The following is a 13687-nucleotide window of genomic DNA, read 5'->3' on the forward strand; positions in this document are numbered from 1 at the left end:
ACATCTAATTTAAAATATGAAAAATATTGAAAATAATATACAAACACTCAAAAAAAAAATAAAATATTTATTAAGAAATAATAGCTCTTCACTTAATAATATTAAAATAATTGCTGCGAGTAAAAATCAATCAGTTCAAAAAATAAAAATTGCTTTATCTTGTGGGATATATGAATTCGGAGAAAATTATGTTCAAGAGGGTATACATAAAATCAAACAACTTCAAAAAAATCATAATATTATTTGGCATTTTATAGGTAAGTTACAATCAAAAAAAACTAAATTAGTTGCGCAGTATTTTGATTGGTGCCAAACTATTGATCGAGAAAAGATTGCAATTTTATTAAATAAATATAGAAAAATTAAAGAAGTTCCAATTAATGTTTTAATACAAATTAATATTTCTAAAGAAAAGAATAAAAATGGTGTTTCTATAGAAGATTATCAAAAATTATCAAAAACTGTTTCTAAAATGCCTTATCTTAACTTTCGTGGAATTATGGTCATGCCTAAAAAAGAAACAATAAAATATAATAATTATAAAAATATTAATAATATCTTTAATTATTTACAAAAAAAATATAAATCAGTTGATACCCTATCACTAGGAACAAGTTTTGATATGAAAACTGCTTTAATGTACAATAGCAATATGATTAGAATTGGAAAAGATATTTTTAATTTTTAATCTTTTCTAATATATTATTTATTTTGAATACAAAAATATTATGCTCAAACTTCCACCAATTAGTTTATATATTCATATTCCTTGGTGCATTAAAAAATGTGGATATTGTGACTTTTATTCATATGTTAGTAAAAAAAGTATTCCAGAAATTAAATATATTCAACATTTACTAAAAGATTTAGAAAAAGATTTAAAATTAATAAATAAACGGAAAATAAGTAATATTTTCATTGGTGGAGGAACACCTAGTTTACTTCATCATGAATCTATTAAATATTTAATAAAAGGAATAAAAAAAAGAACAAAAATTTATCAATCTTCAGAAATTACTATAGAATCTAATCCTAAATTAAAAGAATACAAACGTTTTAGAAAATATAAAAAATCAGGAATTAATCGATTTTCTTTAGGTATTCAAACGTTTAATTCAAACTTATTAAAAAAAATAGAACGTACATATGATAAAAAAGAAGCTATTAAAGCAATTAAAGAAATAAAAAAAATTAATAATAATTTTAATATAGATATTATGTATGGTTTGCCAGGCCAATCATTAAATAATGTTTTATCAGATTTAAAATATACCGTTCAGCATAATCCAACACATATATCATGGTATCAATTTACAATAGAACCTAATACTTCTTTCTATAAAAAAAAATTAGATTTACCTGATGAAAACATTTTATTTAATATGTTTAATAAAGGTGAAAAATTTTTAAAAAAATCAGGTTATATAAAATATGAAATATCTTCATATATGAAATTAAATTATCAATGTCGACACAATATGAATTATTGGAATTTTGGAGATTATATTGGAATAGGATGTGGTGCACATGGTAAAATAACTAAAAAAAATGGAGATATTATTCGAACTACTAAAAATAAAAATATAAATAGTTTTATAAATGGAAAATATTTAGACACAAAAAAAATAATTTTAGAAAAAGATAAGCCTTTTGAATATTTTATGAATACTTTTAGACTTTATCAACCTATTTACAAAAAACATTTTCAAGAACGTACTAATATGAATATCAGAGATATAAAAAGCAAAATTAACAAGGCATTACAAAAAAAATATATAATAGAAAATGAAAAATATTGGGAAACAACAAAAAATGGAAAAATGTTTTTAAATTCATTAATAAAAATTTTTTTGAATTAAATCAAATTTAATATTTAGATTGAAACATTAAATTAAAAATTTTATTTCCTAAAAAATCTGCTTTTTTTGAAAAATTTGTTTTTATATAATCAACGGGATATTCAATAAAAGTATTTTTTTTAGATAGATTTAAATATTGATTAATATTTTTTATTGTATCTAATATATAAACAGCATATTCTTTTGAATCAGTTAAAATATGTAAAATACCACCATAATTTAATTTTTTTGAAATATTTTCTAAAAAATCATGCTGTATCATTCTTCTTTTATGATGTCGTTTTTTAGGCCATGGATCAGGGAAAAAAATTTGTATTTTTGATAATGTATGATTTAAAATCATAGTTTCGATTACTTCTACTGCATTGTGATGAATAATTTTTAAATTTTCTAAATTAGAAATATAAGCAAAACGCAAACAAGAACCTATTCCAGACTCATATACTTCAATACCTAAAAAATTGAAATGACAAAAATGAGTCGCCATTTTTACCAAGGAGTTTCCTGATCCGAAACCAATATCTAAAACAACTGGATAATTATGTTTAAAAACACATCTAAAATTCAAAGGTTTTAATTGATAATCAATACCAAAAAGAGGCCAATATTTTTCTATTGATTTTAATTGCGATTTAGTTGTTCTACCTTTTCTACAAACAAAACTTTTATTTTGTCGAAAAAATACCCCATTTTTATATTTAGGTGTGATAATATTGTTTTTCATATTTTAATGACTTATTGATTATAAAATATTTTTATAGATATTTATATTTTAACTTTTTTTAAAAAAAAATACATCTAAATTATTTTTTTAAATATAACGAATTTTCTACTAAAATGACATTTTATGTTTTTTCGCAACTAATTCTTAATTGGTATCATTTTAATGGAAGAAAGAATCTTCCTTGGCAAAAAGATAAAACATTATATAAAGTTTGGATATCGGAAATAATGTTACAACAAACTCAAGTAAAAACCGTTATTCCATATTTTAAAAAATTTATATTAAAATTCCCAAATTTAAAATTTTTAACAAATAGTACATTAAATGATATTTTATATTTATGGAGTGGTCTTGGATATTATAAAAGAGCTAAAAATATTTATAAAACATCTAAAATTATACAAGAAAAATTCAATGGAAAATTTCCTAGAAATATTTCAGACGTACTGAAATTACCTGGTATAGGAAAATCTACTGCAGGTGCTATTTTATCTTTTACATTAAATTATTCTTTTTCTGTTTTGGATGGAAATGTAAAAAGAATTTTAATACGGTACTATGGAATTTTAGGATGTTCAAAAAATATTAAAACTGAAAAAAAACTATGGAATATAATAAAAAATATAACTCCTATCCATAATACTGGTAATTTTAATCAAGGAATCATTGATTTAGGTGCATTAATTTGTACTAATTGCAATCCTAAATGTGAAATTTGTCCATTAAAAAAAAACTGTGTCGCTTATAAAGAAAAAGCATGGAATAGATATTTTTTAGAAAAAAATAAAACAATAAAATTAAAAAAAATATATTGGTTTATTATACTACGTTTTAAATATAAAATTTGGATGGAACAAAACAATACAAAAAATATTTGGAATAATTTATTTTGTTTTCCAAGTTTCGAAAAAAGAAAATATGCAATAGAATGGCTTAAAAAAAATAAAATAAATTTTAAAAAAAATAAAACAATTAACTCTTTTAATCATGAATTTACGCATCTTAAGATACAAGCTAAACCTATTATAATAGAACTATTGTTTCAACAAAAAATTATTAATATTCAAAAAACAGGAATTTGGTATAATCTTAAAAAACCTCAAAAAATAGGATTACCCAAATTAGTAGAAAAAATTATAACATTACTAATATAAAATTTAAATTAATGAAAAAAACAAAATCAATACATCGTAAAATTTTTTGTGTATTTTTACAAAAAGAATCTGAAGGTAATGAATTCCAACCATATCCAGGAACATTGGGAAAAAAAATATATAATGAAATATCAAAAAAAGCCTGGAAAAAATGGACAATACAACAAACAAAATTAATTAATGAGAACAAATTAAATATGAGAGAAGAAACAGATCGAAAAAAACTAGAAACATATATGAAATTATTTTTATTTAATAATAAAAAACATATTTTATAAAAAATTTATATTAAACTAAATTTCTTTTAAAAAAGTGCTTATATTTGATTCTGGTATAGGAGGGATTTCTATATTAGAAAACATTAAAAAAAATATTCCTAATATTAACTATATATATTTATTAGATAATGAAGCTTTTCCTTATGGAGAGAAAAGAGAATCTTTTATTATAGAAAGAAGCATAAAAATAATTAACACAATTAAAAAGCTATATCCCATTACAATGGTAATTGTTGCATGTAATACTGCAAGTACTATATCTTTAGATATATTAAAAAAATATTTCGATATACCTATTATTGGAGTTTTACCTTTATTAGATGAAACCATGAGAATTACGAAAAATAGCAAAATTGGTTTTATAGCAACTAAAGCTACAGTAAATAGTTCATATGTTCAAAAAAGAATATCTAAAAATATCCATAATAAAAATATTAAAATTATAGCTACAAATAAACTAGCAAAAATAGCTGAAAAAAAAATCAGAAAACAGTTTATTTCTTATATAAAATTAAGAAAAATTTTTAATAGATGGCTACTTCTTTCAGTACAACCAGATACAATATATTTGGGTTGTACTCATTTTTCATTTTTAAAAAAAGAAATTCAAAATATTTTTCATAAACCAATTATTTTTTTAGATTCTCACAAAATAGTTGTCAAAAAAATTAAAAAATATTTTTTAAATAAAAAAAACAATCAAAACATTAAAAAAAATATATTTTTGTATTCAAAATATGATAAAAATATTAACAAATTATTATGTATTTTAAAAAAATATGAATTTAACTCTATAAAAAAAGTTAATTTAAGTTAATCTTTTCATAAAATAAATTTTTATATTTTTGAAAAACATATTCTAATAATTTTTTCAATAAATTTGTTTTTTCTGTATCAAAAGAAAATTCTTCTAAAAGATGATTAATTTTTATTATATATTTTTCTAATGCAGATCGAGTAAATACTTTAAAACAATGATTTATCCATATTTTCTTTTCATTAGAATCTAATATAAAAAAAAAATTTCTAGCTTTATAACGAAAAAAAAGTTCTTTTAAACGTGTATCTGAAAAATTTAATTTAATATTTTTTAAATTAATTGGTTTAGTCTGATTAATTTTTTTGATTAATTGTCGATCATATAAATTAAAAAAACCATTATAAATTTGCAAATCTACATTTGATAAATTTTGGAATTCATTTTTCTGATAAATAATTTTTCTTATAATATTTGCTATAAAGTAATTTAATTTAATTAAATTAATTTTTTTATCAATATAAAAATCTTTTAATTTTAATCGTTCAATATCTTCTGTACTAATCAATTGTATAGGTAATAATATAGGACAACGATTTAAATATATCAATAACACACCTAAATTGAATAAATCTTTAATAGTGATATCTTGATAGTCTTTTTTTTCTAAAAAACCAATTAGAGATTTTACATCTTTAAATAAATCTATTGCAATTAATACATTATTATTATTTTCATCCCAACATAAAGGTAATACAAAACTCATATTATTACGTATAGAACCAAAACAACTAGAAATATATAGAATAGGTTGAAATTTTTCTATGTGAACCAATTTATATAATGCATTTTTTTTACGATATTTTAAAAAAAAATTAAATAATTTTGGTTGTTTTTCTTTAATTAATTTTGCTAATTTAATAGTAGCATAAACATCGCTAATTGCATTATGTGCACTATTATGTAATATATGATTTTCTCGAGTCAAATCAGATAATTTAAAAATAGGCAAACCAATATTATTTTTAGGCCATTGTATGCCATCAGGTCTTAAAAGATAACATATTCTCATAATATTTAATAAATCCCAACGTGAATTTTTATTTTTCCAACTCCATTCATATGGATCTAAAAAATTTCGATAAAATATATTTCTTGTAATCTCATCATCAAAAGCAATGTTATTGTAACCTACTATACAAGTATTAGGTTTAATTAAAATATTATATATTTTATTTGCAAAATGATATTCATTCATACCCTGTTTTAGGGTAAATTGAGGGGTAATTTTAGTTATTAAAATAGAATATGGTTCTGGAAAATAATCATCTGATGGAAAACAATAAAAACATTTAGGATCTTCAATAATATTTAAATCCTTATCTGTTCTAATAGATGCAAATTGTGCAGGCTTATCTAATGATGTATGTGTTCCAAAAGTTTCATAGTCATAAAATAAAAAAGTAAATTGATTTTTTGGAAAATACAATATGTGTTTTTTTTTCACTATATAATCTTAATAATTTAAAAAATAGAATTTACATACCATATAAAATTTTTTTAAATATGAAAAATATTAAAATAAATTCATTTGAAGAGTTTTAGACTCTATATCAGAGGAATAAAAGTGGAATATTTAAATAAAATATAATAAATATAAAAATTTTTATAAAACTATAAAATAAATTTTAACAGTTTAATTATATTAATTTTTTCTCCCCTGACTGGACTCGAACCAGTGACATACGGATTAACAGTCCGCCGTTCTACCAACTGAACTACAGAGGAATATAGATATATATATCAAAAATTTATATATCTGTCAAACATATAAATAAAAAATTATAATTAAGTATAAAAATTTTAAAAGAACTATAGATTATTATAGAAAATTCATTTATAGTAAAAGATATAAAAATATATAGGCCCTTTAGCTCAGTGGTCAGAGCAGGCGACTCATAATCGCTTGGTCGCTGGTTCAAATCCAGCAAGGGCCAGTAAAAATTACAAATTTAAAATATTTTAAAAATATTAGTTAAATTTTTCACCATTAATTAGGATTTAATTTGATGGAATGGAAAAAAGAATTTATCGATTTTCTTTTTAAAAAAAAAGTCTTAAAATTTGGAAAGTTTATACTAAAATCTGGACGTATAAGTCCTTATTTTTTTAATTCAGGATTATTATCTACAGGTAAAGATACTGTTAAAATTGGAATGTTTTATGCAAGAGCAATCATGGATTTAAACATTAAGTTTGATATGTTATTTGGACCTGCCTATAAAGGTATACCTATTGTAGTTTCAACTTCAATTGCTTTAAAAAATCAATATAATTTAGATATTCCATATTCTTTTAACAGAAAAGAAGAAAAAAAATATGGAGAAGGTGGGCAGTTAATAGGCGGTGATATAAAAAATAAAAAAATTATTATTTTAGATGATGTTATAACATCAGGAATATCGATCAATCACTCAGTGAAAATAATTGAAAAAGAAAACTCTAAAATATCTTCAATTTTTGTTTTACTAGATAGAAAAGAAAAAAAAGAAACAAACTTATACAAAATTAATCATTCAAACAACCAGAAAAATTACAAAATAAACTCTATTATTACAATTAACGACTTATTTTTTTATCTTTCAAAAAAAGAAAAATTAAGAAAATATGCTAATAAATTAGTAGAATATCATAAAAAATATGGCAGCTTTTAAAAAATCATTTATACTCCAGAATGACCAAATCCATTTTCAGAACGAACGCTTTTTTTAAAATTTTTAACTATAGAAAACTCTGGTCGAATAATCGGAACAAATACTATTTGAGCAATTCTATCATAAGGATTAATAAAAAAATCCTGTGTACTTCTATTCCAAACAGATACCATTAACTCACCTTGATAATCTGAATCAATCAAACCTACTAAATTACCTAAAACAATTCCATGATTGTGGCCTAATCCAGAACGCGGTAAAATTAGAGCAGTAATATAAGGGTTTTCAATATATATTGAAATCCCAGTAGGAATTAAAATAACATTTTTAGCAGATAAAGTTATTTTTTTATCTATACATGCTTTAAGATCTAATCCAGAAGAACCAGGAGTAGCATATTCAGGCAAAAAAATATTATTTTGTTTAATATGAGAATTTAAAATCTTAATTTTAATTATATTTTTATTCATAATTATTAGTACTTTATTATTAAACTGTATTTTAAAATTACGATAAAACCAAAAAATCTGGATTTATTAAAGATACTTTAGAAGATAAAAAATAATTTAAATTTTTCCTTTCACTATATGTGATAACTTTTCCTCCCGCCCCTGTTACAATTGCATGTCCTGCTGCAGTGTCCCAAATATGTGTTTTTCCAAATCTAGGATAAATTTGTGCTTTTCCTTCTGCTACATAACAAAACTTTAAAGACGAACCTAATTTTTTTATTGTATATTTTTTTTTATTTTTTAAAAAATCATGTAATTTTTTATTAGGATGTGAACGACTAATAATATATTTCGGTATATTAGTTTGATTTACAAAAATTTGCTTTTTTTCACCTATTTTATTAATTTTCCAAGATTTTTTTTCAAAAGCATAATATAAAACATTAAAATAGGGAGCATAAACTACACCTATAATAGGAATACCGTGTTCAATTAAACTAATGTTAACTGTAAATTCTCCGTTTTTTTTTAAAAATTCTTTAGTTCCATCTAATGGATCAACTAACCAATATATATCCCAATTTTGATTATATTTGATATTATTAGAATCTTCTTCAGATAATATTGGAATATTAGGATAAATATTAGATAATCTATCTTTGATAATTTTGTTAGCAATATGATCTGCATGAGTTACAGGACTATTATCATTTTTGTAAGAGATATTGATTATTTTATTAGATATATAAACTTGTATAATAGCATTACCAGCATCTTTAGCTATTTTGCAGATTTCTTTAAACATTTAACACCATTATAAAATAAATCATTTTTTAGGAATGATATTAACTATAAAATATTCACAAACTTCATTATGAGGTTGGAAGATTACTTGATGCTCACCGATGTGACGTAATACACCATTAGGTAATTTTATTTCTTTTTTATTAATTTTAATACCTATCTGAGACATTTCTTTAATAATATCTCTGATACCTACAGAACCAAATATTTTATTTTCTTTCCCAACTTTTGAAGGGATTACTATAGATTTAATTTTTTGTACTTTTTCTGCACGAGATCTTGCAATAAGTAATTTACTAATATTTTCTTCTTTTAATTTAACTTGTTGAGCTTGAAAAGATTCAATATTTTTTTTGTTAGCTAAAACAGCTTTACCTTGAGGTATTAAATAATTTCTAGCATAACCTGATTTAACTTTTACAATTTTACCAGAATCACCTAAGTTATTAACTTTAAACAAAAGAATTACTTCCATTATTTATTATTCTCTTCTTAATTTTAAAATATAATGAATTATAGTGGTTTTTATTATCAACAATGTTGATCAGTATATGGAAGTAAAGCGAGATATCTTGCTTTTTTAATAGCTTTTGATAATTGTCGTTGATATTTAGCTCGAGTTCCAGTAATTCGACTAGGAACAATTTTTCCATTTTCTGTAATATAATTTTTTAACATAACAATATCTTTATAATCTATCTCTTGAATACCTTCTGCTGTAAAACGACAAAATTTTCGACGACGGAAATAACGTGCCATATAAAGTATCCTTTAAAATAACAAAATCATCATTAATTTTGTATATACTTAAAAATTGTATAGAAATATTTTAGATATAAATAAATCATTCATCTATAATTATTTTTTTTCTTTTTTTTCTTCTTTTAACTTAATCATAGGAGATGGTTCAATAACTGCTTTTTTAACTAATATAATCATATTTCTAATAATTGCAATATTAAAACGAAAATCAGTCTCTAATAAATTAATTACTTTAGGTTCAACTTCAATGTTAATTAATACATAATGTGCTTTATGTAACTTATTAATAGAATATGATAATTGTCTTCTACCCCAATCTTCTAAACGATGTATAATTCCTAAATTATCAAGAATTATTTTTTTGTATTTTTCAATAATATTGCTAATTTTATCGCTATAATCCGGATGAACCATAAAAATTATTTCATAATGACGCATAAAATGCTCCTTTTGGATTTTTTAGTTTCCCGGATTTTAAAAAAATGCTATCTAAGAAACAAGGAACTATTACATAAAATTATATCTATCTTAAATATATGGTATTTTAATTTAATAAAAAAATCAATTAAATTTAATTTTATAAGAAATATAAAAAAACTAAAATTTTCAAAAGTTTAAATTAACTAAATACATAAAGATAATTCTATTTTTCTTTGATCTAAATTAACAGAAATCACTTTGACTTTCAAAGTATCACCAAGACGAAATATATTTTTAGTAGATTTTCCAATAAATTTCAAGCCGATAGAATCAAAATAGTAGTAATCATCAATTAAACTTTCTATACGAACTAATCCATCAATAAAATATTTATTTAAACGAACAAAAAACCCAAAAGAAGTAATATTTGATATTACACCAGTAAATATATTGCCAATTTTTTTTTTCATAAAATCACATTTCAACCAATCTGTAACATCTCTATTAGCTTCGTCTGCACGTCGTTCAGTCATAGAACAATGGATCCCAATTTTTTTTATATTATTTATTATATAATTTAAATTAAGAGCGTAATCACTATTTTTTTTGAATTCTTTTTTATTTTTATCTAATGTAAATAATATTTTTTTTATTACCCTATGTAATAAAAGATCAGGATATCTTCTAATTGGAGATGTAAAATGAATATAACTAGATAAAGATAAACCAAAATGTCCATGGTTTTCTGGTGCATATACCGCTTGTTTCATAGATCTTAATAACATAATTTGAATCATTTCATAGTCTGGACGATTTTTAATCTCTTTTAAAAAATTTGAATAATAAAAAGATTCCGGGATTTCACCTCCTGGCAAACACAAACCTAATTCTTTTAAAATAATTCTAAAATTCACAATACTATCTTTAGCAGGACGATCATGATTCCGAAATAGAACTGGATATTGATATTTTTGTATAAATTTAGCAGATGCTATATTTGCTAAAATCATACATGATTCAATAAACTTATGTGCATCATTTCTAATATGTTGATAAATACTCCTAATTTTAAAATTAGAATCTAAAATAAACTTGGTTTCAATATTTTCAAAATAAATACCTTTTTTAGAAATATTATTTTTTTTTAATATTCTTTGTAAAGATGATAAATTTTTAATATGTTTTAATAATTTATTATATTTTACACATAATTCAATATCACCATTCCAAATTTTAAATATTTCATCATATGTAAATCGTCCTTGTGAGCATATAATTGCCTCGTAATGTTTATATTTAATTAGCTCCCCTTGATTGGATAAACTCATTTCACAAATCAAACATAAACGTTCTACATAAGGCTTTAAAGAACATAAATTTACAGATATTTTTTCTGGTAACATAGGAACAACTAATGAAGGAAAATATACAGAATTACCTCTTTTTAAAGCTTCTTTATCTAAAAAAGTATTAGGTTTTACAAAATAACTTACATCTGAAATAGCTACTAATAAATTCCATCCTTCTTCGCTCTTTTTTTTATTACAAAAAACAGCATCATCAAAATCACATGCATCTTCTTCATCAATAGTGAAAAATGGAAGATGTCTTAAATCTATACGAATGTTAAATTCTTTTTCATCAATTCTATCATTTATTGCATGTAATTCATCTTTAATTTCTTTTGACCATATATAAGGAATATTATGTGTTCGTATAGCAATTTCTGTAGCAAGATTAGTTTGCATTTCCTTGCCGCCAAGAACTTCTACTATTGTACCTTTAATTTTATTTTTTTTATTTAAAAAATGTTTATTTAATTTAACAGTAACGATAGAACCTATAGCAATTTTATTAGTTAATATAGAAGAAAGAATAAATATTTTAAAATTGAATCGATTATCATTAGGAACAACAAATTTTGATTTTTTTTCAATATAATATCGGCCAACTATTAAGATATTATTTGGTTTTAATATTTTTAATACTTTTGCTAAACTTCTCCCTTTTTTTTCAGATTTGATAACATGAGCTAAAATAATATCACCATGAATACATAATTTCATTTGTTCTATAGACAGCCAAAGGTCTTCTTTTAACGTTTCAGTTCTTAAAAATCCGTAACCATTTCTATGACCTATTACTTTTCCTTTCACTAAATTAAGATTGTCTAAAATAATATAATCCTGACTATATGTACATATAATTTGTTTATCTCGTTCCATAGCTTTTAATCTGCGACGTAACGCTTTTTTAGACATTGGATGATGAATATTAAATTTTTTTTCTATTTCTTTTTGATTAATTGAATTTTTATGTTGCTTTAAAAAAAATAAAATACACTCTCGACTTGGAATAAGATTTTTATATTTTTTGTTTTCATTTTTTTGGTAGGTATCTACTACCATATTCACTTCTCCAATAAAATTGGTTCATGAAAAATATTTTTAAATTTTTTTATTATAAAATTATAAAAAAATATTTTTTACTAAAATAGTATCATTTCTATCTGGTCCTGTAGAAATTATATGTACTGGAATTCCTGCAATTTTTTCAATACATTTTATATAATTTTTTGCCGCTTTAGGTAATTCTTCTATTTTTTTAATACCTGAAGTTTGTTCCATCCAACCAGTGTATGTCTCATATATGGGTTGGATATTCTCTAAATTTGAAAAAGATATATTATGATAGATTTCTAATGTATTTACATTTTGATAAGCTATGCAAATTTTTATTTCTTTTAAATCATCTAAAACATCTAGTTTAGTTATACATAATGCCGATAAAGAGTTTAATTTAACAGCATAACGTAAAGCTACACCATCTAACCATCCAGTACGTCTTTTACGACCAGTAGTAGATCCAAATTCATTTCCTTTCTTAGAAAGATAACTGTCTATACTATTAAAGAGTTCAGTAGGAAATGGACCATTACCGACTCGAGTAGAATAAGCTTTCGTAACTCCTAAAATATAATCTATGTTTTTCGGACCAACACCAGTGCCAGTAATAACACCACCTATAGTACTATTAGAAGAAGTTACATAAGGATATGTACCATGATCAATGTCTAAAAAACTACCTTGTGCACCTTCAAAAATAATAATTTTTTTATTTTCAATAGCATCATGTAACATTATCGTAGTATCTGTAATCATATCATTAATTATATTTTTAGCTTCCAATAAATCTTTTAAAATTAAATGATAATCAAATGGTTTATGCTTATAAATAGATAATAATTGATCATTATAATAATTAACTATCTTTTTTAATTTGATAGATAAATTTTTTTCGTTTTTTAAATCTCCAATACGTAAAGAACGACGGGCAATTTTATCTTCATATGCTGGTCCAATACCTCTTCCTGTGGTTCCAATAGCATTCACGCCTAATTTTTTTTCACGTACTATATCCATTGTAATATGAAACGGTAAAATTAAAGAAGCCGCATCAGAAATAAAAAGACGATTTTCAATAAAAAAATTATTTCTTTTTAACATTTCTATTTCTTTAACTAATTCAGAAACAGAAATAACAACTCCATTTGAAATTATACCAATAACTTTTGGATGTAATAAACCCGATGGTATTAAATGAAGAACAATCTTTTTGCCATTTAATACTAATGTATGACCTGCATTATGTCCTCCATGATATCTAACTACATAAGAACTGTTTGTAGATAAATAATCAACTATTTTACCTTTTCCTTCATCACCCCACTGAGTGCCTAATATTACAATATTTTTATTCATTA

15 protein-coding genes and 2 tRNA genes are annotated in these 13687 nt (G+C 22.5%); 7 read left to right on the forward strand and 10 right to left on the reverse strand.

Translation table 11 applies throughout. The features are described 5' to 3' along the window. Positions 1 to 16 precede the first annotated feature (16 nt). Positions 17 to 688, forward strand: a complete 672-nt coding sequence (locus D9V64_RS02810) for a YggS family pyridoxal phosphate-dependent enzyme (protein WP_158367087.1) — start codon at positions 17 to 19, stop codon at positions 686 to 688. A 40-nt stretch (positions 689 to 728) separates the two neighbouring features. Next, the gene (hemW, locus tag D9V64_RS02815; RefSeq protein WP_158367091.1) at positions 729 to 1859 is read left to right on the forward strand and encodes a radical SAM family heme chaperone HemW; all 1131 of its coding nucleotides are present in this window, start codon (positions 729 to 731) and stop codon (positions 1857 to 1859) included. A 7-nt stretch (positions 1860 to 1866) separates the two neighbouring features. Here hemW and trmB read toward each other — a convergent pair whose 3' ends face one another. Beyond that, complete coding sequence (trmB, locus tag D9V64_RS02820) at positions 1867 to 2583, reverse strand: tRNA (guanosine(46)-N7)-methyltransferase TrmB (RefSeq protein ID WP_158367094.1); 717 nt, start codon at positions 2581 to 2583, stop codon at positions 1867 to 1869. A gap of 113 nt (positions 2584 to 2696) precedes the next feature. Here trmB and mutY point away from each other — a divergent pair, with 113 nt between their 5' ends. From mutY to murI, 3 genes are read left to right on the forward strand one after another with little or no spacing between them, the layout of a single operon-like run. Next, positions 2697 to 3737 (forward strand): A/G-specific adenine glycosylase, encoded by a 1041-nt coding sequence (mutY, locus tag D9V64_RS02825; protein ID WP_158367097.1) that lies wholly within the window; start codon positions 2697 to 2699, stop codon positions 3735 to 3737. Between the two features lie 29 nt (positions 3738 to 3766). Continuing rightward, positions 3767 to 4015, forward strand: coding sequence for an oxidative damage protection protein (locus D9V64_RS02830; protein WP_158367303.1), 249 nt, complete (start codon positions 3767 to 3769; stop codon positions 4013 to 4015). Between the two features lie 34 nt (positions 4016 to 4049). Continuing rightward, positions 4050 to 4832, forward strand: coding sequence for a glutamate racemase (murI, locus tag D9V64_RS02835; protein WP_158367101.1), 783 nt, complete (start codon positions 4050 to 4052; stop codon positions 4830 to 4832). Here the strand turns inward: murI and sbcB are convergent. After that, entirely contained in the window at positions 4819 to 6279 is a 1461-nt protein-coding gene (sbcB, locus tag D9V64_RS02840) for an exodeoxyribonuclease I (protein ID WP_261979779.1), read from the reverse strand. The two genes, murI and sbcB, sit on opposite strands and share 14 nt — an antisense overlap. A gap of 208 nt (positions 6280 to 6487) precedes the next feature. After that, a tRNA-Asn gene (locus D9V64_RS02845) sits at positions 6488 to 6560 on the reverse strand. Between the two features lie 136 nt (positions 6561 to 6696). On the opposite strand from D9V64_RS02845, the gene D9V64_RS02850 reads away from it, so the two are divergent. Both D9V64_RS02850 and pyrE read left to right on the forward strand, forming a co-directional pair. Next, positions 6697 to 6769 (forward strand) — tRNA-Ile (locus tag D9V64_RS02850). 72 nt (positions 6770 to 6841) lie between these two features. Beyond that, positions 6842 to 7486 carry an orotate phosphoribosyltransferase gene (pyrE, locus tag D9V64_RS02855; RefSeq protein WP_158367104.1) on the forward strand — a complete coding sequence of 215 codons (645 nt, stop codon included), beginning with the start codon at positions 6842 to 6844 and terminating at the stop codon, positions 7484 to 7486. An 8-nt stretch (positions 7487 to 7494) separates the two neighbouring features. Here pyrE and dut read toward each other — a convergent pair whose 3' ends face one another. The 7 genes from dut to D9V64_RS02890 form a co-directional block, all read right to left on the reverse strand. Next, complete coding sequence (dut, locus tag D9V64_RS02860) at positions 7495 to 7956, reverse strand: dUTP diphosphatase (RefSeq protein ID WP_158367107.1); 462 nt, start codon at positions 7954 to 7956, stop codon at positions 7495 to 7497. Between the two features lie 37 nt (positions 7957 to 7993). Further along, positions 7994 to 8743: a 3'(2'),5'-bisphosphate nucleotidase CysQ gene (gene cysQ / locus D9V64_RS02865; RefSeq protein WP_158367111.1), complete on the reverse strand. Its 750-nt coding sequence runs from the start codon at positions 8741 to 8743 to the stop codon at positions 7994 to 7996. 21 nt (positions 8744 to 8764) lie between these two features. Continuing rightward, complete coding sequence (rplI, locus tag D9V64_RS02870) at positions 8765 to 9217, reverse strand: 50S ribosomal protein L9 (RefSeq protein WP_158367114.1); 453 nt, start codon at positions 9215 to 9217, stop codon at positions 8765 to 8767. A gap of 56 nt (positions 9218 to 9273) precedes the next feature. Further along, positions 9274 to 9501: a 30S ribosomal protein S18 gene (gene rpsR, locus D9V64_RS02875; RefSeq protein WP_158367118.1), complete on the reverse strand. Its 228-nt coding sequence runs from the start codon at positions 9499 to 9501 to the stop codon at positions 9274 to 9276. Positions 9502 to 9600: 99 nt separating this feature from the next. Beyond that, positions 9601 to 9942: a 30S ribosomal protein S6 gene (gene rpsF / locus D9V64_RS02880; RefSeq protein ID WP_158367122.1), complete on the reverse strand. Its 342-nt coding sequence runs from the start codon at positions 9940 to 9942 to the stop codon at positions 9601 to 9603. Between the two features lie 185 nt (positions 9943 to 10127). Beyond that, positions 10128 to 12332: a ribonuclease R gene (gene rnr, locus D9V64_RS02885; protein ID WP_158367310.1), complete on the reverse strand. Its 2205-nt coding sequence runs from the start codon at positions 12330 to 12332 to the stop codon at positions 10128 to 10130. 60 nt (positions 12333 to 12392) lie between these two features. After that, complete coding sequence (locus tag D9V64_RS02890; RefSeq protein ID WP_158367124.1) at positions 12393 to 13685, reverse strand: adenylosuccinate synthase; 1293 nt, start codon at positions 13683 to 13685, stop codon at positions 12393 to 12395. Positions 13686 to 13687: the final 2 nt, after the last annotated feature.

It is taken from the genome of Buchnera aphidicola (Aphis nerii) (assembly GCF_005083105.1).
In the GTDB taxonomy this organism is placed as follows: Bacteria; Pseudomonadota; Gammaproteobacteria; order Enterobacterales; family Enterobacteriaceae; genus Buchnera; species Buchnera aphidicola_AS.